Origin of the sequence: Chryseobacterium sp. B21-037, assembly GCF_028570785.1 — a bacterium.
GTDB lineage: Bacteria > Bacteroidota > Bacteroidia > Flavobacteriales > Weeksellaceae > Chryseobacterium > Chryseobacterium proteolyticum.
On the sequence record NZ_JALGCB010000001.1, the window covers coordinates 1,219,510 to 1,242,715 of the forward strand.

Sequence of the window (23,206 nt, forward strand, 5' to 3'; positions counted from 1 at the left end):
ATGAAAATTTTAGAAAATGTAATTGCCAACAGAAGCCTCTCTTTTATAGAGGCTTCCAGTGGCAAAAGTGTTCCGGTAGGAACATTGTACCGGTCATTAGGCCTGAATCCTGTAGAAAAAGGATTGATTTTTTTATACAATGACAATCAGCTGTCCAGTATTGAAGTTTTACTGAACTTCTATGGTACGGCTCATGCCATTGCAATTCTGGGACAAAAGCTTCACCCGGACTTCAAAGAACGCCTGGAAGCAGAATACCGTCCGAAATACATCTTTGATCCGTCACGGGAAGAGCTTCAGGGATATTCATCCAGAGAATTCTCAGAAACAATTAAAATCTTTGTTAAAGAAGATTATAAACCGGAAGTTTCCATTCATCCGGATATTAAGATTCTTTTAAGCACCTCGGGAACAACAGGAGTTCCTAAGCTGGTTAAGCTTTCGGATGAGAGTCTTTATAAAAATGCGGTGAGTATTCTGCAATATATGCCTATCCTGGAATCGGATGTAGTTCCGTTAAATGTCCCGATTAATTTCGTGTATGGTTTTTCGATTTTCACTACCAACTGTATGCGGGCAGGGAAAATAGTATGCACGGATAAAGATATTATGCAAAAGGCATTCTGGGATGAAATGGAAGAGTACGGATACAGTACACTGGGTGGCGTTCCATACCTTTATGAAAATCTGAACCGAATAGGCTTCTTCAGAAAAGACAGTAAAAGCCTACGATACATGACCCATACAGGAGGGGTGATCAACGGAGAACTTCGAAAAACGATCTTCAATTACTGTCATGAATTTGAAAAACAATTCTTTGCCCAATATGGACAGACAGAAGCCGGAGGAAGAATGGCTTACCTCAGTACCGATGGACTTCTTGAAGAAGAAACGTCTATTGGTAGCCCGGTACACGGCGCAAGCTTTGAGATCGATCCGGAAACAGATGAACTTCTTTTCTTCCATGAAAGTATATGTGGAGGATATGCCAATACACTCCATGATCTTGCAACTTATGAGCAACCCAAAGTGCTTCGTACAGGAGACACCGCCAGGAGAGGACAAAATGGACTGTATTATATTACAGGAAGAATAAAACGCATCATGAAGCTATTCGGAATTCGTCTCAACCTGGATGAGGTTGAATTTATTCTTAAAAATGAACTGGAGGGAAGCACATTTGTATGCCTGAATTCCAATGACAAAAAGATCATTGTATTATATGACAACAATGAAATTGATCCTCAGATTATCACTGAAACCATAAAGAATAAATTACGCATCAATCCTCAATATGTACGCACGGAACATATAGAGACATTTCCATTATCACAAAACGGCAAAATAAATTATCCCCTGTTACAAAACCTTCAGCATGAAAACATTTAGAACCCTTATATTACTTTTACTTCTTGTCAGCTTTCCCGTAATTGTCTCTGCACAACAGAGCGAACGTGTCAACGGCAAGATCATGCTGTCTGATAAAGCACCGGTAAAAAACGCGCTTTTAAGACTAGTAAATACGCCTTATCAGGCAAAAACCAATAATTCAGGAGAATATTATTTTGACAACGTGCCGCCTGGGGAGTATACTCTTCAGGTGGTTTTAAATGATATCGAACTCACACGTGAAACCATTCGTATTGAGAAAGATGTCTATGAAATCCCGGTTATTTATACCGCGGTGGAGAACAATGTTATTGAAGGAATTACCGTATATGCTGTAAGCAGAAATAAATTTCTCGATAAGGACAGTACTTCAATTGCTAAAATGCCGTTGAAAAACCTGGAAAATCCACAGATGTACACCAGCATCAATCAGCAGATCCTTAAAGAACAGCTTGTTTATGATGTTTCAGATGCTTTGAAAAATGTTCCTGGTGTTGTGAAAATGCAGGGAAGCGCCGGAAGAGCAGGAGACGGAAGTTTCTACTATAACTTAAGAGGTTTTCCAACAAGAGTTTCTATGGTAGACGGTGTCCCGGCAACCACCAACTCTGAAATTGATCCTTCAGATATTGAACGTATTGATGTAATCAAAGGACCTTCCGGAACATTATACGGTGGAGCGGTAACATCATTTGGCGGACTGATCAATGTTGTAACCAAAAAACCAAAAGATTATTTCGGGGGAGAAGTTTCCTATTTATTGGGAAGTTATAACCTGAATCGTGTTACAGCTGATGTTTATGGTCCAATCACCGATTCCAGAAAAACTTTATTCCGATTAAATGCAGCATATCAGTATCAGAACGGATTCAGGGATTCTGAGTTCAGAAAGTCTATGTTTGTTGCTCCTACACTGAGTTATCAGGTTAATGACAGATTAAAGTTCAATCTTGGAGCGCAGATTTATACCTACGAAGGAACGAATACGCCGATTATTTTCCTTGCCAGAACACGCCCGTTTGAAGCACATACTCCACAGGAGCTTGGATTTGACTGGAAAAGATCATATTCCAACAATGATATGAGTTTAAAAGCTCCGTCTATCAATGTAAAAGCTGAGGTTAATTATAAAATTTCCGACAACTGGAGTTCGCAGACTTTGATTTCGAGAAACTACAGAAAAACAGAGGGATTATACCAGTATCAATTTATCCGATCACCTAAAAGAGACGATATGCTGGAACGTAACGTACAATGGCAGAATTCCGAAGGAGCTTCCACAAGTATCCAGCAGAATTTTAACGGACAATTTAAAATTGGGAAAATTAAAAATAAACTCCTGATCGGATTGGATTATTTAAATCAGTCACTGAACAATAATAATTCTCCAATCGTTAAGTATGATACGATCAACGGAAGGGATCTTACGGGTAAATACGGTGCAATATCAAAAGATCTGGCTCTTCAGAAAATACAGATTTTCACACAAAATGCTATTACTAAAACAGGAAAATCGCCATTGGAAAGAAATACAATTTCAAGCAATATGTATGGGGCTTATATTTCTGATGCCGTTTATATTACCGACCGTTTAATTACATTGCTTAGTTTACGTTTTGATCATTATGAAAGTAAAGGTCAACTTGACCTCAATACCAATACGAATACAGGTGCATTCAATCAGAATGCCTGGTCACCGAAACTGGGTATTGTTTACCAGGTATTTAAAGATCGCCTGTCTGCATACGCCAACTATATGAATGGTTTTAGCTATGTAGCTCCGAGCTCTCAGCCGCTTCCAGATTATAGCGGAGATTTTAAACCTCAAAGATCTAATCAATGGGAAGCTGGAATTAAAGGAAATTTGTGGAGAAACAAGGTGAATTTTACGATCGGATATTACAATATCCTTGTCGACAATATGCTAAGGGCAGACGTTGTGATTCGAGATGGAAAAGGGTATAATGTAACCATTCAGGATGGAGAACAAAGAAGTAAAGGAATTGAAATTGAAACCATTTTAAACCCTATCCATGGTTTAAATATTATGGCAGGATATTCATACAATGACAGTAAATTTGTAAGATCCGCGGCCAATGTGGAAGGCCGCCGTCCTTCATCTTCCGGTCCTGCAAATGTATTCAATTCATGGATCAGTTACATACTCCCAATCAACGGACTACAGGGATTAGGTATAGGTTTCGGACTTAATCGTGTAGGTAAACAAATAACAGTGGATAATGCAACTACAGGACAATTTATATTTCCTGCCTATACATTGATCAATGCTTCTGTCTCTCTTGAAAAAGAAAGATACAGACTAGGATTTAAAATGAATAATTTAGGGAATGCCCAATATTTTGCAGGGCAAGGTGTTGTAGTAGCCCAAATGCCTCGTAATTTTGTAGCTGAGGTTAGCCTTAAGTTTTAATAATGAATTCTAAATTGAGAAAAATCACATATCAATTACATCTATGGCTCGGACTAATGTCCGGGCTTATAGTTGTAATAATGGCAGTTACCGGTTGCATCCTGGCATTTGAAAAAGAATTAAAACATACGTTCTATCCTGAAAAATATTTTGTCAGATCAGTTAAAAATGAAAAGCTCCCATTTTCGGAACTAAAATTGAAAGCTAAACAGGCATTACCTGACAGCTTAAAACTTAGCAGGGTAGAAATATCTTCCGATCCTTACCGCAGTTATGCATTCCGTTCCCTGAAAATGAATGACGAAGCATGGACATATTGGGGAACTTATATTTATTATTACAGGGTTTATATAGATCCTTATACCGGAAAAGTTCTTGCAGTTGAGAACGCCAAAACCGACTTTTTTGAAATTGTGATGGATCTCCACAGAAGATTATTGCTTGGAGAAAAAATAGGAAAGACCATTACGGGATATTCCACACTGATTTTAGCGATCATGCTTTTTTCCGGCTTAGTGATCTGGTATCCCCGTAAAATGAATAAAAATGCATTGAAAGGCATGTTTTTTATTAAAACATCAGCTAACTGGAAAAGAATTAATTATGACAGTCACAATGTTCTGGGTTTTTATGCTGTGATCCCTCTGCTTCTGATCTGCTATTCCGCAGTGATATGGAATTTTGAAAATATTGATCAATGGGTAAAGAAAACTTTAAACGGAAAGGCCCACACTGAACAAAAAGCTAAGAGTACAGTACCCGCCACCGGGTTCTCCAATCAAAAAATGATCCTGGATATCGTAGGGAATAAAGTGGAAAAAAGTCTGGCAGGTAAAAAATCCGCATTGATCAGTTTTCCCAAAAAAGAAGAGGGAACGTACTATGCAGAGATAACATATGGTGATAAACAATACCAGAATGAGCAATTCAATTTTGATCAATATACCGGGGAAACTTTAAAACATCAATTGTATAATGACAAAAATATCGGGAACGGAACCGCTCTAAGAGGAAGAAATTACGATCTGCATACAGGAAGTATTCTGGGTACGGCAGGCAGAATTTTATATCTCATTGCTGGTTTAATTGCGGCATCACTTCCCATTACAGGATTTATGATTTATCTAAACAGGAAAAAAAAGAAACCAACAAAAAGGAGTCATGCAAAAATTCATAAGCGAAGACATTCCTTTTTTCAAAATAGCCACTAAAAAGAGTAATAAAAATAGTACTCATTTTTATGGGCTTAAAAAATTATGAAATCAGTCTCTTTACATTTTCAGATAAAATTCTGATACTTTGTTCCATTTCTTCGAAAGTTAAGTTTCCAAATCCCAGCCTCATTGCCGTAAGATTTTTGTTTTGATACAATAATGTTTTAGGAATGAATAGGTTATTTTGAGCGCAATTCCTGCTGAGCTGCATAAGGTTCAGGGGAACATTCCACTCAATCCAGATCGCTAAGCCACCTGATGGTTTTTGGAACCGTATATATTCCCCAAGATATTCTTCCAGTAAAAGAGCGAACTGGTCCCTTCTTTCCTGATAAATCTTGACCGATTTCTTAAGATAACGATGAATTTCTCCTTCAGCAATCATTTCACCCAATACCTGCTCCATAAGAATATCACCCTGACGGTCTATAATTCCCAAATATTTACGCAATTCAGTCATCAGGTTTTCCGGAGCCACAATAAATCCTGTCCGGAATCCCGGGGCAAGTGATTTTCCGAAAGAACCGGTGTAAACAACCATTCCGTTTGTATCTGCACTTGCTAAAGGAAGGATAGGACTCTTATCATAATGGAAGTCATAATCGTAATCATCCTCCAGGATCACAAATCCAAATTCGTTCGCCAGATTCAACAGCTCTAGTCTTCTTTGAGCACTTAACGTTACCGTGGTAGGATAGTGGTGGTGAGGAGTGAGATATAACATCCGTATCTTTTGCTTTTTACAGGCCTCCCTTACATATTCCACCATAATTCCTTCTTCATCGATAGGAACAGGAACAATATGAACCCTGGCTTTCTCCAGTATCATATTAACCGAAAAATAGCTCAGTGCGCCTACCAATACAGTGTCGCCTTCTGATAAAAGTACTTCCGAGACAATATAGATGCTCATTTCCGTACTTCTTGTAATAAGCAGATTTTTTTTGGAAATAGGAAGCCCTCTTGATAGATTCAGGTAATGAGAAAGGTTCTTTTTAAAGAATTCACTTCCGTCATGATTATAATGGCCAAGCATTTTATGATGTGCTTTACGCTTGAGAATAGCACTGTAAATCTTGGAATGCTGGTCAATCTGTGTTAACCTGATATCCGGTACCCCATCATTCAACAGATATTCACATGCAGAATGCTCAAATGGGTTATCGAGGATATTGGACGTTTTAAAAGAAAAGCCTGTTGTTTTCGGATAATGTTCAAGGTCATTGGTTTCAAAATTTTTAACCTTTGTAGGCTCATCCTTATTTTTCCCGATAACAAATGTCCCCTTATTCGGGATGCTGTCTACCCAGCCCTGAGCAAACAGCTCATCATATACGGCAACAATTGTATTACGATGTACTTCAAGGGTTTGACTTAAAGCCCTGGTTCCCGGAAGTTTGGTCCCAAAAGGAAGGTAACCACGCTGAATCGCATTGATCAGCTGATTGGCAATCTGCATATATATTGAAGCGTCTGAACTTCTGTTAATTTTGACAAAACTCTGATAAGGAATTTCAACCGGACTATCCATAATATTAAAACTGGCACCATTCAACCATCCGGCAATATACTACATTTGAATCAAAATAAAAATACATGGAATTTTACAATCTATTAGAACGTATTGTAAAAAATAATGAGGTTCATGCCAAATGGCTGAATACATTATCTTTTATGGAGAATGCAGGAGCCAGAAAAATTTCCAGCTGTGAGCATCCTACCCAGGTGAGCCAGATCCAGCTAAAACATGCAGCAGAAGAACACCGCCATGCCTACTATCTGAAAAAGCAGATCGGAAAGCTTAATCCCGACTTTTGTAAAACCTATGAAAAAGAAGAGCTTCTGGCTTCATTGGCAACCCGTCAATATCTGCACTCTTTGGATATTAAAGCGTGTAAATATTTACAAAAGGCATTTTCCTTAACCAAAGAAGAGCTAAAATATGCTGCTTACCTTTTTGTAACCTATGCCATTGAAGTACGTGCCGATGAGCTATATCCCATATATCAGGATATCCTGACTAAAGAATCTTCTAAAATTATGGTAAAGTCAATCATTCTTGAAGAAGAAGGACACTTAGAGGAAATGATCAATCAACTGAATGAGTTTTCACCAGACTGGCAGCTTCATGCAGAAGAGATTCTTAAAATTGAACATCAGTTACATGAACAATGGATCAGCTCCATTACAAAAGAAGTAATACAGCTGAATTAAAAATGGGAGGGGGTCAATTAGCTCATTTCCAGCAGGCATTGGATAAAAGAAGAGAGCAGGGAATCTTCAGATCTCTCCGGCCTAAGCTTGAAGGAACAGATTTTTATTCTAATGATTATCTGGGTCTGGCACAAAATAAAGCATTTCAGCATTATTTGCTCGGGCAGGTTCAGAATAATCCTGCATTATTAGCAGGCAGCACAGGATCAAGACTAATCAGTGGTAATAGTGCAGTAGCCGTTCACACGGAGGAATTTATTGCCCACCAACATCAATACGATTCAGCATTGCTTTTTTCTTCCGGATACAATGCCAATCTGGCTTTGTTCTCAGCCCTGCCAGGAAGACAGGATACTATTATTGTAGACGAACACATCCACAGATCGGTACACGATGCCTGCTGCATCACCCATGCAAAAAAGATCAAGTTTAAACATAATGACCTTATCAGCTTAGAAGAAAAATTAAGCAAAATTCAGGGAAACTGTTATATTGGCATTGAAAGCCTGTATTCGATGGAAGGTGATTTTGCTCCGATCCAAAAAATTGTTGAGCTGGCAGAACAATACAATGCCCATCTCATCGTGGATGAAGCTCATTGTTTTGGTGTTTTAGGATATGGATTAGTTAATGAAAATCAATTACAGGACAGGGTTTTGGCTACTGTGATAACTTATGGTAAAGCTTTAGGGGCACATGGAGCAGCTATTTTAAGCAGTCGGCTGATCAAAGACTATCTCATTAATTTTGCGTCTCCTTTTATTTATACCACATCAGCACAGGATGTTCAATGGAATTCTGTAAAAGCCGGTTATGATTTCCTGAAAATCCATCCTGAATTAGCATTAGAACTACAGCACAATATCACCCTTTTTAGAAAACAAGGACTTCAAAGCCCTTCAGCAGAAAGCAGCCCGGTACAGGCTATTGTTATTCCTGATAACCAACAATTACAATTGCTGCAAAAAACATTATCGGAAAAGGGAATGCTCACCTATGCAATCTACAGTCCAACCGTGAAAGAAGGAACAGAAAGATTGAGGGTATGTCTGCACAATTTTAATACCGAAGAAGAGATTATTGAGCTTGCCACAACAATCAGAGAAATTATGTGAATGTAAAATAACGAAATCACAGAATTGAGGATTTGTAGTTGATTATCAAGAGGTAAAAGCCTTCTACTTTTTAACAACATTATAAATCCACAATTTTAAGATTCAGCAAGTAAGCTGTTCAGCGATTTCGCCTTTAAACAATATTAAACCTATGAAATTATTTGTCACCGGAATAGGAACCGAAATAGGAAAAACAGTTTGTTCAGCAATTTTAACCAACCATTTTAAAGCAGATTACTGGAAACCCGTTCAATCCGGAGATCTGCATTATACGGACAGTATGAAAATTAATAATTGGGTGGGACATGAGGTCTGTTGTTATACCGAAACCTACCGTTTACAATTGGCAGCTTCTCCTCATCAATCTGCAGCAGCAGAAGGAAAACAAATCAGTGTTGACGATTTTCAGTTACCGGATACATCAAATACCCTGGTCGTAGAGGGAGCCGGAGGATTAATGGTACCACTTTCGGATCATGAATTTATGATTGACCTGATAGAAAAACTGCAATTACCTGTTGCCCTGGTAGTCAGAAATTATTTAGGATGTATCAATCACACTTTGTTATCCATAATGGCTTTAAGAGAAAGAGGGCTTTCATTAAAATACCTGATCCTTAACGGATCTTTTCCAACCGATACAGAACGGGTGATCATCAACTATATAGAAAAAGAAACCCATATCATCAGAATACCTGAGATAGATTCAATTACAAAAGAAAACATAGAAACAATATCAAACAATTTAAAACACGTATACAATGGATAAAACAACAAAACTTAGAAATGACTGGACGAAAGAGCAAATAGAGGAAATATTTAACCTGCCTCTATTAGAACTTGTATACAAAGCTGCGACCGTTCACCGGGAATGGCATAACCCTGAAGAAGTACAGATTTCAACGTTATTATCAATAAAAACAGGAGGTTGCGTGGAAGACTGTTCCTATTGCGGACAAGCTGCACGCTATCATACGAATATCAAAGTACAGGCCTTACTTCCTACAGAAAAAGTAATTGAACATGCTCAAAAAGCCAAAGATTCTGGATCTTCAAGGTTCTGTATGGCTGCTGCGTGGCGTGAAGTACGAAACAACAAGGATTTTGATCGCGTAATCGATATGGTGAAAGGAGTAAACGAGCTCGGATTAGAAGTATGCTGTACATTGGGAATGCTCACAGAAGAGCAGGCAATACGTTTACAGGAAGCAGGGTTATATGCTTATAACCACAATCTGGATACCTCTGAACAGTATTATGAAGAAATTATTTCAACGCGTACATTCGATAACAGGATCAATACCATTAATAACGTTAGAAAAGCAGGAATTACTGTATGCTCCGGAGGGATTATCGGTCTTGGGGAAACCAATGGGGATCGTATTTCCATGCTGCTGACATTAGCTACAATGCCTAAACACCCGGAATCTGTTCCGATCAATGCCTTAGCCAGAGTAGCCGGAACCCCTCTTGAAAACAATCCCAAAGTAGATACCTGGGAAATGGTGAGAATGATCGCTACCGCAAGAATTGTAATGCCATCATCAATGGTTCGTTTGAGCGCGGGACGCATCGAGATGACCGAAACCGAACAGGCATGGTGCTTTATGGCAGGAGCTAATTCCATTTTTACCGGAGAAAGGGAAACTCTTTTAGTAACCCCAAACCCTGGAGTTTCAGAAGATATGCAAATGCTCAATACCCTCGGATTGAAACCGATGAAAAAAAGAGAAGAAGCCTTTGTGAATAGTGAAAGTTAGAAGTTAGAGGTTAGAGGTTAGAGGTTAGAGGTTAGAGGTTAGAGGCAAAATTACAGATAAGTCCAGGTCTTTATTCTTTATTCTTTTCTCTTTTCTCCTCTTTTTCTCCCCTTCATCATACACACTAAAACAACACACAATATAAATCAATCTATGCCGAACGAATTACAAAAAAGAGACCGGGCCGTGAACTGGCATCCGTATACTCAGATGAAAACAGCTGACGATGCAATTCCTATCGTCAAAGGAAAAGGAGTATATCTCTATGACAATGAAGGTAAAAAATATATCGATGCTGTTTCATCATGGTGGGTTACTTTGCACGGACATGCTAATGAGCATATTGCCGAACGTGTTTACAGTCAGCTGAATACATTAGAGCAAGTTATTTTTGCCGGATTTACCCACGAACCAGCGATACAGCTTTCTGAAAACCTCCTGAAGCTATTACCGGATAATCAGGAGAAGGTTTTTTATTCAGATAACGGATCTACTGCGGTAGAAGTTGCTTTAAAAATGAGCATCCAGCATGCTTACAATCAGGGAAAATCAAAAACAAAGATACTTGCTTTCAAAGATGCTTATCATGGAGATACCTTTGGAGCAATGTCAGTGAGCGGAAGAAGCATCTGGACCCAGCCTTTTGGCGAAATGCTGTTTGAAGTAATCTTCATAGATACTCCGAATTCTGAAAATCTGGAAGAATTAAAAATCCGGATTGAAGGTTTTGCCGATGATGTGGCCTGTTTTATTTACGAACCATTGATACAGGGAGCTGCCGGAATGCTGGTACACCATGCTGAAGATCTTAGTAAGCTTATGAAGTTCTGCAGGGAAAAAGAAATCATCCTGGTTCAGGATGAAGTTTTTACAGGATTCGGAAGAACGGGAAAACTTTTTGCAGCGAATCACCTGTCCGAACAACCTGATATCATGTGTTTTTCAAAAGGATTAACAGGCGGAACAATGCCAATGGGTATTACAACCTGCTCAGAAGTGATTTTCAATGCTTTCTTATCCGATGATAAGTATAAAACTTTATTCCATGGGCATTCCTTTACAGCAAATCCTTTAGCCTGTGCTGCGGCACTTGCCAGTATGGAGCTTTTATTACAGCAAGATACACAACTTGCCATTGAAAGAATCTCCCAACAACATGCTGATTTTACAAAAATCCTTCAGCAGCATGAGAAAGTGGAAAATGTCCGCCAAATGGGAACCATTCTGGCCTGGGAGCTCAAAACGGATCAGGGAACTTCGTATTTTAATGAGACCGGAAAAAAGATCTACAATGAATTTCTGTCCAGAGGAATTATCATGCGCCCGCTGGGAAATGTGATGTATCTGGTTCCTCCTTATTGCATTACCCCAGAAGAGCTTGACTTCATTTATGAAAATATCATAGACGTTCTTAACCTATTTCTGAAAATGAAATAGCCCATACTCTCGCTGCCGGCAACGATACACAGATTTAAAAAAACACAAAATTATGATCTGTTACATTAAGCATGGTATGCGAGAGTATATTTTTGCATCTTTTTTCGCTGATTGGAGGAGATACTGAAGAAAAGTAAATCTTTAATTCCACGCTGTCTAAATTTAAAGTTTAATGATCAATTTTTCCCATGAATATTGATTCTTACCCCTTAAACTCTTAAATTAGCTCCTCATAATAACTATTACAATGATTCTTGAAACAGAGAGATTAGTCCTCAGAGACCTCCATGTAAGTGATAAAGAAGCTCTTTTCGAATACCGGTCAGATGCTGAAACCAATGAATTCCAAAGCTGGATCCCCAAAACAATAGATGAAGTGGAAACTTTTATTCTTAGAAATCCTAAAGAATTCAATCAGCCGGAAACCTGGTATCAGCTTTTGATTACGGACAGGAAGACAAATGACGTGATCGGGGATGTTGGCATCCATTTTATAGACAGTGACAACAAGCAGGTCGAATTTGGAATTACCCTGAACAAAAAACACCACCATAAAGGGTATGCTTCAGAAACATTGAAAAGCCTCATTGATTTGATGTTCAAAGACCTTAACAAGCATAGAATTACAACCTCTGTTGACCCCGCAAACAAAAGTTCAATTGATCTCATGAATCGTATAGGTTTCAGAAAAGAAGCTCATTTTGTTGAAAGCTTATATATAAATGGTGTTTGGGTTGATGATCTCGTTTTTGCTTTACTGCAAAAAGAATGGCTTAATAAATAGCTTTTTGAATATATCTGGCACAATTTTGCCATGCTATTTCAAAATATCACTACGTATTTAATTAAATATTTTTAGCGCATGAAAAATTTGGTAAACCTGCTTCTGATACTGATCACTTTCGGGCTTACACCCGCACAAAAACTCATCCACAAAGAAATTTTCAGCCCACGGATGAACAAAAATATTAAAACCATTATCATTACACCCAATATTAAGCCTAAAGAAACGTATAAAACAGTTTATATTCTTCACGGGTTCAGTGGGAATCCGGACAGGCTTGTAAAGGAAGACCTGCCTAATCTGCTTGACAAAGCCAAAACCTACAACACGATTTATATCCTACCTGATGGCAATTACAGCAGTTGGTATGTAGACAGCCCTTTGAAAAAAGACTCACAATATCAGACTTTTATCGGAAAAGAGCTGGTAGACTATATCGATAAGAATTATCCTGTAAAAAAAGAGAAAAAGTACCGTGGTATCTTAGGATGGAGTATGGGTGGCTATGGTGCGTTAAACATCGGCGTAACTTATCAGGACACTTTTGGGATTGTGGGAAGTTCATGTGGAGCTTTAGACCTAAAATCTATTGGAAAAGGTTACGAACAATACAAAGTTAATGAGGTTTTAGGCCCTTTGGAAAAGCTTGATCCAAAGTTTCTTACGGACAGTAAAATAGAGAAAATGATCAGCGCTAATCAAACCTATATTTTCGATTGTGGTACTGAAGATCAGCAAATGATCATGATGAACAGGAAATTTCATGAAAAACTCGTAGCCAATAAAATCCAGCATCTATACACAGAATCACTGGGCGGCCACACTACGGAATACTGGAGCAGATCATTATCAGATCAACTGGCTTTATTCAATAAATATTTTGATAACAAATAATCAAAAATAATTTGAGATAGTGACTTCAAAAATCTAAGAAATCATACTAACTATAAAGTATCGAATAAGCCTCACATAAAGCAAACTAATCTTTTACAGCCATTTCATTTCCTATTGAAATGGCTTATTTTTTGGATGTTCATTCTAAATTAATTTCTATGATATCCATACTGCTCTTAGAACTCAACTGGAAAGAATTACTGATGGGACATGAGGAATGGTCATTTATTCTTGAAATCATTCTTCGTACGGCTATTATGTTTCTGACGATCATTATTGGCCTCCGGGTTCTAGGCAAAAGGGGTGTAAAACAACTCTCGATTTTTGAACTTGTTGTGATTATCGGTTTAGGTTCTGCCGCCGGAGACCCCATGTTCAATAAAGACGTCGGAATTATTTCTTCCATCATTGTTTTCCTCGTGATCATCATTATGTACAGCATCATTACCTATCTGATCGGAAAATACAAAAACGTTGAAAAAGTCATTGAAGGAACTTCTATCTGCCTTATTAAAAATGGGAAGTTTGCTATCGAGAACTTCAAAAAAGAAAATCTGGGAAGCGATGAATTTTTTGCAGAGTTAAGATTAAAAGGCATATCACAGCTGGGACAGATCGAAACAGCTATTGAAGAAATTTCAGGAGAAATCAGCGTATTTTATTTTGAAGATGCCCAGGTAAAATATGGTCTCCCTATTATGCCGGACTCTTTAAAAAAAACCGTAAAGTACATCGATGAAGAAGGATATTATTCATGTACTTTCTGTGGACAAACGGAAATAAAAAATCAGGGAAATGCAGGAGATTGTCCTGTTTGTAAAAAAGATGAATGGGTATTGGCAAGCGATAGGAAAAGAGTGACATAAACATCAATTAAAGTTTAAAAAAATTCCTAAACTGTAAAAATTGAGTTCTAGTAAAAACTTTTTTTCATTTAGCAATCTTTATAAATCGCGGTACTCCTGGCAAACTTAAAAAAACAATCCTGATCATCTCATGATAATTAAAGTTTCCTAAAATCTAAGTGTTCTTTTTTCCTTATATTTGTTATCCCAAGTATCAGTTTTAAATAAAAACTGTGAAAAGTCTCATTAATCATTAACCCTTTTTATAACATTAATTTCCTCTTTACATGGTAATATCTGTGTAAAGCAATGGAAGAATACTTGTAAAAAACACTCAAATACCCGATAATTACACGTGAAGATTCACAATAAAAGAAAATACCTCAGTTTTCTTAAGTTTAAAAGAGATTTTCAGAAATATGGTCTCGAGAAAGTACGCAGCTATGAACTTGTACTTCATTGGCTAAGCAACAGACTCAGCCGCAGCCAGTTTCTTATTCTTTCGGGTATCCTGGTTGGATGCACTGCCGGACTGGCAGGTGTGATCCTTAAAACATTGGTTCATACCATCCATTATTTCATTGTCAATAAAGTCCATTTTGAATATCAGATCCTTTTTTATATTGTTTTTCCTTTTTTAGGAATTGTACTGACCACCAGTATTGTTCTTACTTTATTTAAAGGGCAGGACAGGAAAGGAATCGGCGCCATTCTTTATGAGATAGCTCAAAACTCCAGTATCGTTTCTTCAGTAAAAATGTACTCGCAGATTGTGCAGAGTGCCATTACCGTAGGATTGGGAGGATCTGCAGGGCTGGAAAGCCCTATCGCCGTTACCGGTGCTGCCATAGGATCAAATTATGCGCAGACTTATCGTTTAGGATATAAAGAAAGAACTTTGCTTTTAGCTGCAGGAGCAACAGCAGGCATTGCGTCCGCATTCAATGCCCCGATAGCAGGAGTAATGTTCGCATTTGAGATCCTGTTGACGGGAGTTGTCTTTTCCGATTTTATTCCGCTTGTAGTTGCTGCGGTCTGCGGAAGTCTTTTATCCAGGATATTGCTTCAGGAGGATATCCTTTTCAGGTTTCACGCCAGAGAATCTTTTAATTACCACAATGTTCCGTATTATCTGATATTAGGTATTGTTACAGGTTTATATGCCAGATATTTTGTGATCATCTCCCAGAAAGTAGAACATTTTATTAAGGAGCTGAAAGTTTCCCGCATCCGTAAGGCAATGATCGGAGGAGCCGCGTTGTCTTTACTTTGCGTCCTGTTTCCTCCGTTATTTGGTGAAGGTTATGAAACAGTAAAGGATTTCACCAATGGAAATACCCATTTTATAATTGAAAACAGTCTTTTCAGATACTTTGAAATCGGAAACTGGACGGTCATTATTTTTCTGGTCCTGATATGCCTGTTAAAAGCTTTTGCGACTTCTATTACCATTTTCAGCGGAGGGAACGGAGGGAACTTTGCACCTTCACTTTTTGCGGGAGGTACGGTCGGTTTTCTTTTTGCCATGATCTGCCAGCAAATAGGGTTTGAGGATGTTCCTGTTACCAATCTGGTTCTTGTAGGAATGGCAGGCGCTATGAGTGGCGTACTATATGCACCTCTTACGGCTATATTTCTTATTGCCGAATCCAGTTTCGGGTATGATCTTTTCATCCCGTTAATGATTGTTTCTGTAATGTCCTATTTAATGGCAAAGTGGTTTTCCCCGATATCTCCGGAGCTAAAAAACATGGCTGATGAGGGCAAAATATTTACCCATGAGCATGATAAAAACCTGATGTCTTCACTTCGTACAAAAGAATTGATAGACCGGGACTCCCAGACTATCAGCCAGGATGCTCCCATTAATGATTTGTATGAACTGATCAAAAATGGAAAAAAGAACATATTTGCAATAACGGATGATGAAAAAATGCTGAAAGGAATTCTAACATTGGACGATATCCGGCCTTTGCTTTTTAACAGGGATAAAGATGCGTCATTCACCATCCAGCAGCTTATGAAAGCTCCGCCTGCAGTTATTCACCCCGAAGATGAGCCTTTGAAGATCATTCAGATTTTCGATGAAACAGGGGTTTGGAATTTACCTGTTGTGGATGCTCAAAACCGTTTTATCGGCTTCATTTCAAAATCTACCGTTTTAATGAGCTACAGGGAATTGCTGAAGGAATATTCCGATTAGAATCCTTTTATTTTAAGAAACAATATTTGATATCTTTGTATCCATGAATATCCTAATCATAGAAGACGATCAGAGAGTTGCCCAGCTTACCCAAAGAGGTCTGGAAGAACAGGGATTTACGGTAACTCTGGCTTATGACGGGTTGTCCGGAAAGAAATTAGCCTTACAGAATGATTACGATCTTGTGATAACGGATATCGTTCTTCCTAAAATGGATGGAATCGACCTTTGCCGGGAAGTACGCCTGATCAAGCCTGACCTTGCGATCATTATGCTTACCGCATTGGGAACAACAGACGATAAGGTAGAGGGTTTTGATGCCGGTGCAGACGACTATCTCGTAAAACCGTTTGAAATGAGGGAATTACTGGTAAGAATAAGAGCTTTACTGAAACGCAACAACAAAGCTGCTCAGAATTCGGGATTTATCCTGCGTTACGCTGACCTGGAAATGAACCTTCATACCAAGATCGTTAAAAGGAATACAAAAGATATCAACCTCACTCCGAAAGAATTCAAACTGCTCGAATACATGCTGCACAACCCGGAAAGAGTGCTGTCAAGAGTAGAAATTGCCGAAAAAGTATGGGATACCCATTTTGATACGGGAACTAATTTTATCGATGTATATATCAATTACCTTCGTAAGAAAATAGATAAAGATTTTGATCAGAAACTCATCCATACCAAATCCGGTATGGGATTTATTCTTAAATTGGAGTGATGCAAATCAAAACCAGGCTTACCATATTATTCACCATTATTACAGCAACTATTTTGCTGGTATTTGCTTTTGTAATCTATTTTTCCGCAAGCCAAAGCAGGGAAACCGAATTTTATGCGCTTTTAAAAAAAGAAGCTTACACCAAAGCCAATCTGTTCCTGAATGCTAAAGTAGACAAACATACCCTCCAGGAAATCTATCACAATAACCGTAAAACCCTGAATGAGGTTGAAGTAGCTATTTATAATACAGATCATCAGCTTTTATATCATGATGCAGTGGATATTGATTTCGTAAAGGAAACCTCAAAAATGCTTGATGATATCAATTCCAAAGGAAACATTCAGTTTTATCAGGATAACTGGCAGGTGATTGGGGTTACTTATGCGTACCAGGGACAAAAATATCTGGTTACGGCGGCAGCGTATGACCAATATGGATACAGCAAAGTCAGTAATTTATTGAAAACGATCGTCATTGTTTTTATATTTTCAATCATCATCATTTTTCTGGCAGGAAGAATCTTCTCAAGAAAAGCGTTTCAGCCAGTAAATGAAATGACGGAAAAAGCTCGGAATATTTCAGCAACAAATCTCGATCTTAGACTGGAAACTACAGGAAATAAGGATGAGTTATCGGAACTGGCCAATACATTCAATGACATGCTCAATCGTCTGGAAAGCTCTTTTGATGCCCAGAAAAATTTTGTTTCCAATATTTCCCATGAACTGAGAACCCCTCTGGCCGCAATCATTACCGAACTGGAACTTTCTATTAATAAGGAGAGGACCAATAACGAATATAAAACAGTGATCAACAATGTATTAGACGACTCCAAAAAGCTGGTCCGTTTATCAAACAGCCTTCTGGATTTTGCCAAAGCAAGTTATGATCCTACGGAAATTTCCTTTAAACCTGTAAGGATCGATGAGATATTGCTGGATGCCCGTCAGCAGGTTCAGAATTATAACTATGATTATAAGATTGACCTCAATTTCAAAGCTGATATTGATGATGAAAACCAGATTACGGTAAATGGAAATGAGTATCTTTTAAAAGTGGCATTTGTAAACCTTCTTGAAAACGGATGTAAATTCTCCGATGACCATAAAAGTACAGTCTCCATTATATTCAGTAATGAAAAAATTATCCTTACATTTTCAGACCTTGGAATTGGTATTTCAGAAACAGATATGAACTTTATTTTTGCTCCTTTCCATCGAGGTGAAAATAAAGAATTTGCGGATGGAAACGGAATAGGGCTTCCTCTTACCAAAAAAATAGTTGATCTGCATAAAGGCAGCATCACCGTATCTTCACAAAAAAACAAAGGGACAACCTTCACGGTAGAGCTCCCTCATTTATAAAATTTCTAATAAAATTCTAATTTTTTTCTAGTGGTTCTCTAACCGTGTTTGTGGCAGATTGTAAAGACCTTTGTGCCAGCAAAATAAAAGAAGAGGAATCATGGGATTATTGGAATTTACAATCAGACTTTTAAGCGGAATGTTATTAGGTTCCGCCATCGGTATCGAAAGACATTGGCGTCAGAAAAGTGCGGGTTTACGTACCAATGCTCTGGTTTCCCTGGGTGCTACGGCCTTCATTCTTCTTTCCATTAAAATCGGTGGCGATGCCACCGGAAGGATTGCTTCATATATTGTAAGCGGTATAGGCTTTCTCGGTGCCGGAGTTATCATGAAAGACGGACTCAATGTACAGGGATTGAATACCGCTGCAACCATATGGTGTTCTGCCGCTGTAGGTGCTCTTAGCGGAATGGGTCTTCAGATGGAAGCCGCGGTAGTTACTGTTACCGTTATGTTCACCCACATTATCCTTCGTCCTATAGGTATTCACCTAAACAGATTCACTTTCGTAAAATCCGGTAATGTACAGACAGACTATCTCTTTACAATAAAATGTACGGCCGAAGTGGAAAACCATATTCGTGTACTGCTCATGCAGATGCTGGGAAATGATGAAAAATTGTTACTGAAATCCCTGTCAAGCGATGATGTAGATGATAATGTTATCATCACCGCTGTAATCGTTACTGCAACGCCTCAGGACAGCCTTATTGAGCGGACAGCAAGCCGCCTTACCATAGAGGAAAAAGTACATAAGGTCAGTTGGGAGATTATAGGTACCCAGTCGGAATTATAATCTCTCTCTTTAACCAAAATTACCTTTTCGCGTAATGATCTACTAAACATGCATCAATCCTGTGATGCAGGATATTCTGTTCCTTTTTAACTCATTAATACCATGAGTCATGATAAAACTAAAAGAAAAAATTAAAAACCCATTTCATTCTGTAATCAATTCAGACGGAATGAATATCGGAACCATTACCAAGCTGCAAAATGCATCCAGCCAGGATGATAAATTTGTATATGCTATGCTGGAAACCAGTGAAGAAGGTATAACAAAGATAACGGCTGATGAACGTAAAGCCAGGTTCGGACACAATGAAATTCAACATCAGAAAGCTCCCAAATGGTACATCCAGCTGTTAAAAGCTTTTGCCAACCCTTTCATCTATATTCTGCTGGCTATTGCTGCAGTATCCTTTATCATTGATGTATGGCTCCCTCCCGCAGAAGAACGTGACTTTAAGACGGTAATCGTGGTTTCGGTTATGATCCTGGTCAGTACGCTCTTGCGTTTCGTGCAGGAATACAGGAGCAATGCTGCTGCTGAAAAGCTGAAAAGCATGGTAAAAACAACGGCTACTGTACTCAGGAAATTTCAATCTAAACAAGAAATACCCATCAGCGAGCTTGTTCCGGGCGATATTATTTATTCTGTCTGCCGGAGATATGATTCCTGCGGATTGCAGGATTGTACAGAGTAAAGATTTGTTCGTCAGCGAAAGTATGCTTACAGGCGAAGCATTACCTGTGGAAAAGAACCATCTTCCGATCCGCGATGCAGAAACTAAACAGGTCATAGAACTTAATAACCTGTGCTTTATGGGAACTAATGTGGTAAGCGGCTCAGCGACAGCAGTTATTGTGGTGACCGGAGGCTATACCTATTTTGGAAGCATCAGTAAATCCATCACTGGAGAACGTCCTGAAACCAGTTTTGATAAAGGAATCAATAAAGTGAGCTTTCTATTGATCCGTTTTATGCTGGTTATGGTTCCCGTGATTTTTTTGGTCAACGGGCTTATAAAGGGAAACTGGCTGGAAGCGCTGTTGTTTGCTATTGCCGTTGCTGTAGGATTAACTCCGGAAATGCTTCCGATGATCGTTACAGCTAACCTGGCGAAAGGAGCTGTAAACATGAGCAAACGTAAGGTGATTGTAAAGCGCCTGAATTCCATCCAGAATATCGGTGCTATGGATATCCTGTGTACAGATAAAACCGGAACCCTTACTTTGGATAAAATTGTCCTTGAAAAACACCTTAATGTCCATGGAATAGAGGATGACGAAGTATTGAAATGGGCATATCTGAACAGCTATCACCAGACAGGACTAAAGAATCTTTTAGACAAAGCTGTTCTTGAGCATGTTGAGCTTCATGATTATTTAAAAGTGGAAGAACAATACCTGAAGGTAGATGAAATACCATTTGATTTTCAGCGTCGCAGAATGTCTGTTATCCTTAAAATGCACAACGGAAACCATCTCCTTATCTGCAAAGGAGCCGTAGAAGAAATGCTGGAACTATGCAGTAAAACTTTCGATCCGGGAGATAACAGGAATATTCATATTGAAAATGATAAAGCCGTTCCCATGGACGACGCCATGCGTAAGATCGTGCTGAAAACTTCAAAAAAAATGAATGAGGAAGGACTCCGGGTGATCCTTGTTGCCATCAGGGAATTTGATGCCTCTCATCCGCTTACTTATACATTGGAAAGTGAAAAAGACCTTACCCTTACCGGATTCATCGGTTTTCTTGATCCTGCCAAGCCATCAGCTCAGCCGGCGATAGAAGCCTTACATAAATTGGGTGTTGGGGTAAAAGTACTCACCGGTGATAATGAAATTGTAACCCGGAAAATTTGCAAAGATGTAGGAATTCCGGTTCACCATATTATCAACGGAAGGGATCTGGATGAAATATCAGACGAAGTTCTGGCAGAGCGAATGGATTCTGTTTCTGTATTTGCCAAACTAAATCCTTTACAAAAAGTAAGGGTTGTAAGAATTTTACGCGATCAGGGACATACGGTGGGCTTTATGGGAGATGGAATTAATGATGCAGCGGCCCTTAAAGAGTCGGATGTAGGGATCAGTGTAGATACAGCAGTGGATGTTGCAAAAGAAAGCGCAGATATTATCCTTCTTGAAAAAGACCTTATGGTTCTCAGAAAAGGGGTGATCTACGGGCGAAGAACCTTTGGGAATATTATCAAATATATTAAAATGACTGCGAGCAGTAATTTTGGGAATATGTTCAGTATGCTGGGAGCGAGTGCATTTCTGCCTTTCCTTCCTATGCTGCCTGTTCATTTGCTGATCCAGAATTTATTGTACGATATCTCTCAGATTTCTATTCCCTGGGACAAAATGGATGAAGAATTCCTTGAAACACCAAAAAAATGGGATGCAGGCGGAGTGGCTAAATTTATGTTCTTTATAGGACCTATAAGCTCTATTTTCGATTTCGCCACATTTGCCGTGATGTATTTTGTGTTCAAAGCCAATACACCAGAACATCAGACCCTGTTTCAAAGCGGATGGTTCATTGAAGGTTTACTTTCGCAGACCCTTATCATTCATATGATCCGTACAAGGAAAATTCCTTTCATACAAAGCTGGGCCACCGCTCCGGTAGTTGCCTTAACAACTTTAATCATGATTATAGGGATTGCTATACCTTTCTCACCATTTGCAGCAGCTTTAAAGATGCAGCCTTTACCATTAAGCTATTTCCCATGGCTACTAGGTATACTCACTTGTTATTGCCTGCTCACTCAATGGGTGAAAAACTGGTTTATCAGAAAATTCAATACCTGGTTGTAAGAAAAAGAATTCCTTTTCAAGTATTTATCGATCCAATTTCAAAAAAACAATTAAAACTATAAACGTAATGACTATTAAATCAGCACGATTGAAAAGCAATATGTCCGCAATGATATGGCTGACAACTGCATCAATCTTTCTTTATTCCTGTAATAATAAGAAAGAACAGTCTGAAAACACAGCACCGTATATCACAAAAGGAGATACGATCATTTTGCAGAAAAATACTCCGATACTTTCCAAACTAGTTTTGCATAAAGTACAGGAAGAAGAATACAATCCCAATTTACTTACCGTAGGAACGGTTAAAGCGATTCCCAATACCTATGCAGAAGTTGCCTCACCATTTGCCGGAAGGATATTGAAATCATACGTTAAACTAGGGCAGAAGGTAAATTCCGGATCGCCTTTATTTTCAATAAGTTCCAGAGACTATCTCGCTGCACAAAAAGAATACCGTGACGCCCAGCAGGAATACCGTCAGGCCGAACTGAACCTTAAGCGTCAACAGGATTTATTACACCACGGCGTGGGTATCCGGCGTGAAACGGAAGAAGCTGCCACAGAATTCCAGATTAAGAAAACAGCACTCGACAACGCATCGGGAGCTTTGCAGATTTTTAAAAATGGTAAAAATATGTCTCCGAATACTCCTCTTGTCGTTGTATCTCCAATACAAGGAGAAGTGGTAACGAATAATATTGTTATGGGACAATACCTGAAAGAAGACGCTCCGCCTATTGCCGTAATTGCAGAGCTTTCCAAAGTATGGATAGCAGGACAGGTAAAAGAAAAGGACATTCGTTTTCTGCAAAATTTAACCTCGGTGGAAGTCAATATCAGCGCATTACCGGATAAAAAAATTATGGGAAAAATTTATCATATCAATGAAATTGTCAATGAGGAAACCCGAAGTGTGGAAGTCCTGGTGGAGTGTGAAAATGATGACCGGCTTTTAAAACCCGGGATGTTTGTGAATGTAAAGTTCATTAACACCGCGGAGAAAAAAATTTTTGTTCCTGCTAAGGCTGTCCTTCAGTTCAATGATAAAAATTATGTGCTGGTACAGACCTCTCGTAACCAATATGTAAAAAGGTATGTAGAAACAGGAATTACGGAAAATGAGAAAATACAGGTCCTCAACGGGCTGAAACCTGGCGAAACGATCATCAGTGAAGGAGCTTTCTATCTTCTGGATGCTAAATAAGGAACCC

General features: G+C 38.7%; 19 protein-coding genes. 18 read left to right on the forward strand and 1 reads right to left on the reverse strand.

Translation table 11 applies throughout. The features are described 5' to 3' along the window. The 3 genes from MTQ00_RS05285 to MTQ00_RS05295 are packed head-to-tail and all read left to right on the forward strand — an operon-like array spanning position 1 to position 5,031. Entirely contained in the window at positions 1–1,389 is a 1,389-nt protein-coding gene (locus MTQ00_RS05285) for an AMP-binding protein (protein ID WP_273648001.1), read from the forward strand. Continuing rightward, a complete protein-coding gene (locus MTQ00_RS05290) occupies positions 1,376–3,820 on the forward strand; it encodes a TonB-dependent receptor (protein WP_273648002.1) in 2,445 nt (814 codons plus the stop codon). Before MTQ00_RS05285 ends, MTQ00_RS05290 begins: the two co-directional genes overlap by 14 nt. A 2-nt stretch (positions 3,821–3,822) precedes the next feature. Then, on the forward strand, positions 3,823–5,031 hold the full coding sequence (locus MTQ00_RS05295; protein WP_273648003.1) for a PepSY-associated TM helix domain-containing protein: 1,209 nt from the start codon (positions 3,823–3,825) through the stop codon (positions 5,029–5,031). Between the two features lie 43 nt (positions 5,032–5,074). On the opposite strand, the gene pdxR is transcribed toward MTQ00_RS05295, so the two are convergent. Continuing rightward, positions 5,075–6,565, reverse strand: coding sequence for a MocR-like pyridoxine biosynthesis transcription factor PdxR (pdxR, locus tag MTQ00_RS05300; protein ID WP_172282759.1), 1,491 nt, complete (start codon positions 6,563–6,565; stop codon positions 5,075–5,077). Between the two features lie 65 nt (positions 6,566–6,630). Here pdxR and MTQ00_RS05305 point away from each other — a divergent pair, with 65 nt between their 5' ends. From MTQ00_RS05305 to MTQ00_RS05375, 15 genes are all read left to right on the forward strand, one after another. Next, complete coding sequence (locus MTQ00_RS05305) at positions 6,631–7,248, forward strand: hypothetical protein (protein WP_273648004.1); 618 nt, start codon at positions 6,631–6,633, stop codon at positions 7,246–7,248. Next, positions 7,206–8,363, forward strand: a complete 1,158-nt coding sequence (locus MTQ00_RS05310) for an aminotransferase class I/II-fold pyridoxal phosphate-dependent enzyme (RefSeq protein ID WP_273648005.1) — start codon at positions 7,206–7,208, stop codon at positions 8,361–8,363. Before MTQ00_RS05305 ends, MTQ00_RS05310 begins: the two co-directional genes overlap by 43 nt. A gap of 151 nt (positions 8,364–8,514) precedes the next feature. Then, complete coding sequence (gene bioD / locus MTQ00_RS05315) at positions 8,515–9,132, forward strand: dethiobiotin synthase (RefSeq protein WP_273648006.1); 618 nt, start codon at positions 8,515–8,517, stop codon at positions 9,130–9,132. Next, positions 9,125–10,123: a biotin synthase BioB gene (gene bioB, locus MTQ00_RS05320; protein ID WP_273648007.1), complete on the forward strand. Its 999-nt coding sequence runs from the start codon at positions 9,125–9,127 to the stop codon at positions 10,121–10,123. The genes bioD and bioB overlap by 8 nt, the downstream gene beginning before the upstream one ends. Positions 10,124–10,276: 153 nt before the next feature. Continuing rightward, the gene (gene bioA, locus MTQ00_RS05325; RefSeq protein ID WP_273648008.1) at positions 10,277–11,560 is read left to right on the forward strand and encodes an adenosylmethionine--8-amino-7-oxononanoate transaminase; all 1,284 of its coding nucleotides are present in this window, start codon (positions 10,277–10,279) and stop codon (positions 11,558–11,560) included. Positions 11,561–11,807: 247 nt separating this feature from the next. Next, positions 11,808–12,344, forward strand: coding sequence for a GNAT family N-acetyltransferase (locus MTQ00_RS05330; protein ID WP_273648009.1), 537 nt, complete (start codon positions 11,808–11,810; stop codon positions 12,342–12,344). A 78-nt stretch (positions 12,345–12,422) separates the two neighbouring features. Beyond that, positions 12,423–13,238 (forward strand): alpha/beta hydrolase, encoded by an 816-nt coding sequence (locus MTQ00_RS05335; RefSeq protein WP_273648010.1) that lies wholly within the window; start codon positions 12,423–12,425, stop codon positions 13,236–13,238. A gap of 158 nt (positions 13,239–13,396) precedes the next feature. Further along, the gene (locus tag MTQ00_RS05340; RefSeq protein ID WP_273648011.1) at positions 13,397–14,104 is read left to right on the forward strand and encodes a DUF421 domain-containing protein; all 708 of its coding nucleotides are present in this window, start codon (positions 13,397–13,399) and stop codon (positions 14,102–14,104) included. 334 nt (positions 14,105–14,438) lie between these two features. Beyond that, complete coding sequence (locus MTQ00_RS05345; protein ID WP_273648012.1) at positions 14,439–16,286, forward strand: chloride channel protein; 1,848 nt, start codon at positions 14,439–14,441, stop codon at positions 16,284–16,286. Between the two features lie 43 nt (positions 16,287–16,329). After that, entirely contained in the window at positions 16,330–17,010 is a 681-nt protein-coding gene (locus MTQ00_RS05350; RefSeq protein ID WP_172282743.1) for a response regulator transcription factor, read from the forward strand. Then, on the forward strand, positions 17,010–18,377 hold the full coding sequence (locus MTQ00_RS05355) for a HAMP domain-containing sensor histidine kinase (protein ID WP_273648013.1): 1,368 nt from the start codon (positions 17,010–17,012) through the stop codon (positions 18,375–18,377). The genes MTQ00_RS05350 and MTQ00_RS05355 overlap by 1 nt, the downstream gene beginning before the upstream one ends. 100 nt (positions 18,378–18,477) lie before the next feature. Further along, positions 18,478–19,176, forward strand: coding sequence for an MgtC/SapB family protein (locus MTQ00_RS05360; protein WP_273648014.1), 699 nt, complete (start codon positions 18,478–18,480; stop codon positions 19,174–19,176). Positions 19,177–19,285: 109 nt separating this feature from the next. Continuing rightward, positions 19,286–19,867: a cation-transporting P-type ATPase gene (locus MTQ00_RS05365; protein WP_273648015.1), complete on the forward strand. Its 582-nt coding sequence runs from the start codon at positions 19,286–19,288 to the stop codon at positions 19,865–19,867. Further along, positions 19,833–21,992, forward strand: coding sequence for a magnesium-translocating P-type ATPase (gene mgtA, locus MTQ00_RS05370; RefSeq protein WP_273648016.1), 2,160 nt, complete (start codon positions 19,833–19,835; stop codon positions 21,990–21,992). The genes MTQ00_RS05365 and mgtA overlap by 35 nt, the downstream gene beginning before the upstream one ends. Before the next feature lie 67 nt (positions 21,993–22,059). Then, on the forward strand, positions 22,060–23,199 hold the full coding sequence (locus MTQ00_RS05375; RefSeq protein WP_273648017.1) for an efflux RND transporter periplasmic adaptor subunit: 1,140 nt from the start codon (positions 22,060–22,062) through the stop codon (positions 23,197–23,199). Positions 23,200–23,206 lie beyond the last annotated feature (7 nt).

Coding starts and splice junctions, on each gene's coding strand:
- MTQ00_RS05285 (WP_273648001.1), top strand. CDS start 1: ATGAAAATTTTAGAAAATGTAATTGCCAACAGAAGCCTCTCTTTTATA.
- MTQ00_RS05290 (WP_273648002.1), top strand. CDS start 1,376: ATGAAAACATTTAGAACCCTTATATTACTTTTACTTCTTGTCAGCTTT.
- MTQ00_RS05295 (WP_273648003.1), top strand. CDS start 3,823: ATGAATTCTAAATTGAGAAAAATCACATATCAATTACATCTATGGCTC.
- pdxR (WP_172282759.1), bottom strand. CDS start 6,565: ATGGATAGTCCGGTTGAAATTCCTTATCAGAGTTTTGTCAAAATTAAC.
- MTQ00_RS05305 (WP_273648004.1), top strand. CDS start 6,631: ATGGAATTTTACAATCTATTAGAACGTATTGTAAAAAATAATGAGGTT.
- MTQ00_RS05310 (WP_273648005.1), top strand. CDS start 7,206: ATGGATCAGCTCCATTACAAAAGAAGTAATACAGCTGAATTAAAAATG.
- bioD (WP_273648006.1), top strand. CDS start 8,515: ATGAAATTATTTGTCACCGGAATAGGAACCGAAATAGGAAAAACAGTT.
- bioB (WP_273648007.1), top strand. CDS start 9,125: ATGGATAAAACAACAAAACTTAGAAATGACTGGACGAAAGAGCAAATA.
- bioA (WP_273648008.1), top strand. CDS start 10,277: ATGCCGAACGAATTACAAAAAAGAGACCGGGCCGTGAACTGGCATCCG.
- MTQ00_RS05330 (WP_273648009.1), top strand. CDS start 11,808: ATGATTCTTGAAACAGAGAGATTAGTCCTCAGAGACCTCCATGTAAGT.
- MTQ00_RS05335 (WP_273648010.1), top strand. CDS start 12,423: ATGAAAAATTTGGTAAACCTGCTTCTGATACTGATCACTTTCGGGCTT.
- MTQ00_RS05340 (WP_273648011.1), top strand. CDS start 13,397: ATGATATCCATACTGCTCTTAGAACTCAACTGGAAAGAATTACTGATG.
- MTQ00_RS05350 (WP_172282743.1), top strand. CDS start 16,330: ATGAATATCCTAATCATAGAAGACGATCAGAGAGTTGCCCAGCTTACC.
- MTQ00_RS05355 (WP_273648013.1), top strand. CDS start 17,010: ATGCAAATCAAAACCAGGCTTACCATATTATTCACCATTATTACAGCA.
- MTQ00_RS05360 (WP_273648014.1), top strand. CDS start 18,478: ATGGGATTATTGGAATTTACAATCAGACTTTTAAGCGGAATGTTATTA.
- MTQ00_RS05365 (WP_273648015.1), top strand. CDS start 19,286: ATGATAAAACTAAAAGAAAAAATTAAAAACCCATTTCATTCTGTAATC.
- mgtA (WP_273648016.1), top strand. CDS start 19,833: ATGATTCCTGCGGATTGCAGGATTGTACAGAGTAAAGATTTGTTCGTC.
- MTQ00_RS05375 (WP_273648017.1), top strand. CDS start 22,060: ATGACTATTAAATCAGCACGATTGAAAAGCAATATGTCCGCAATGATA.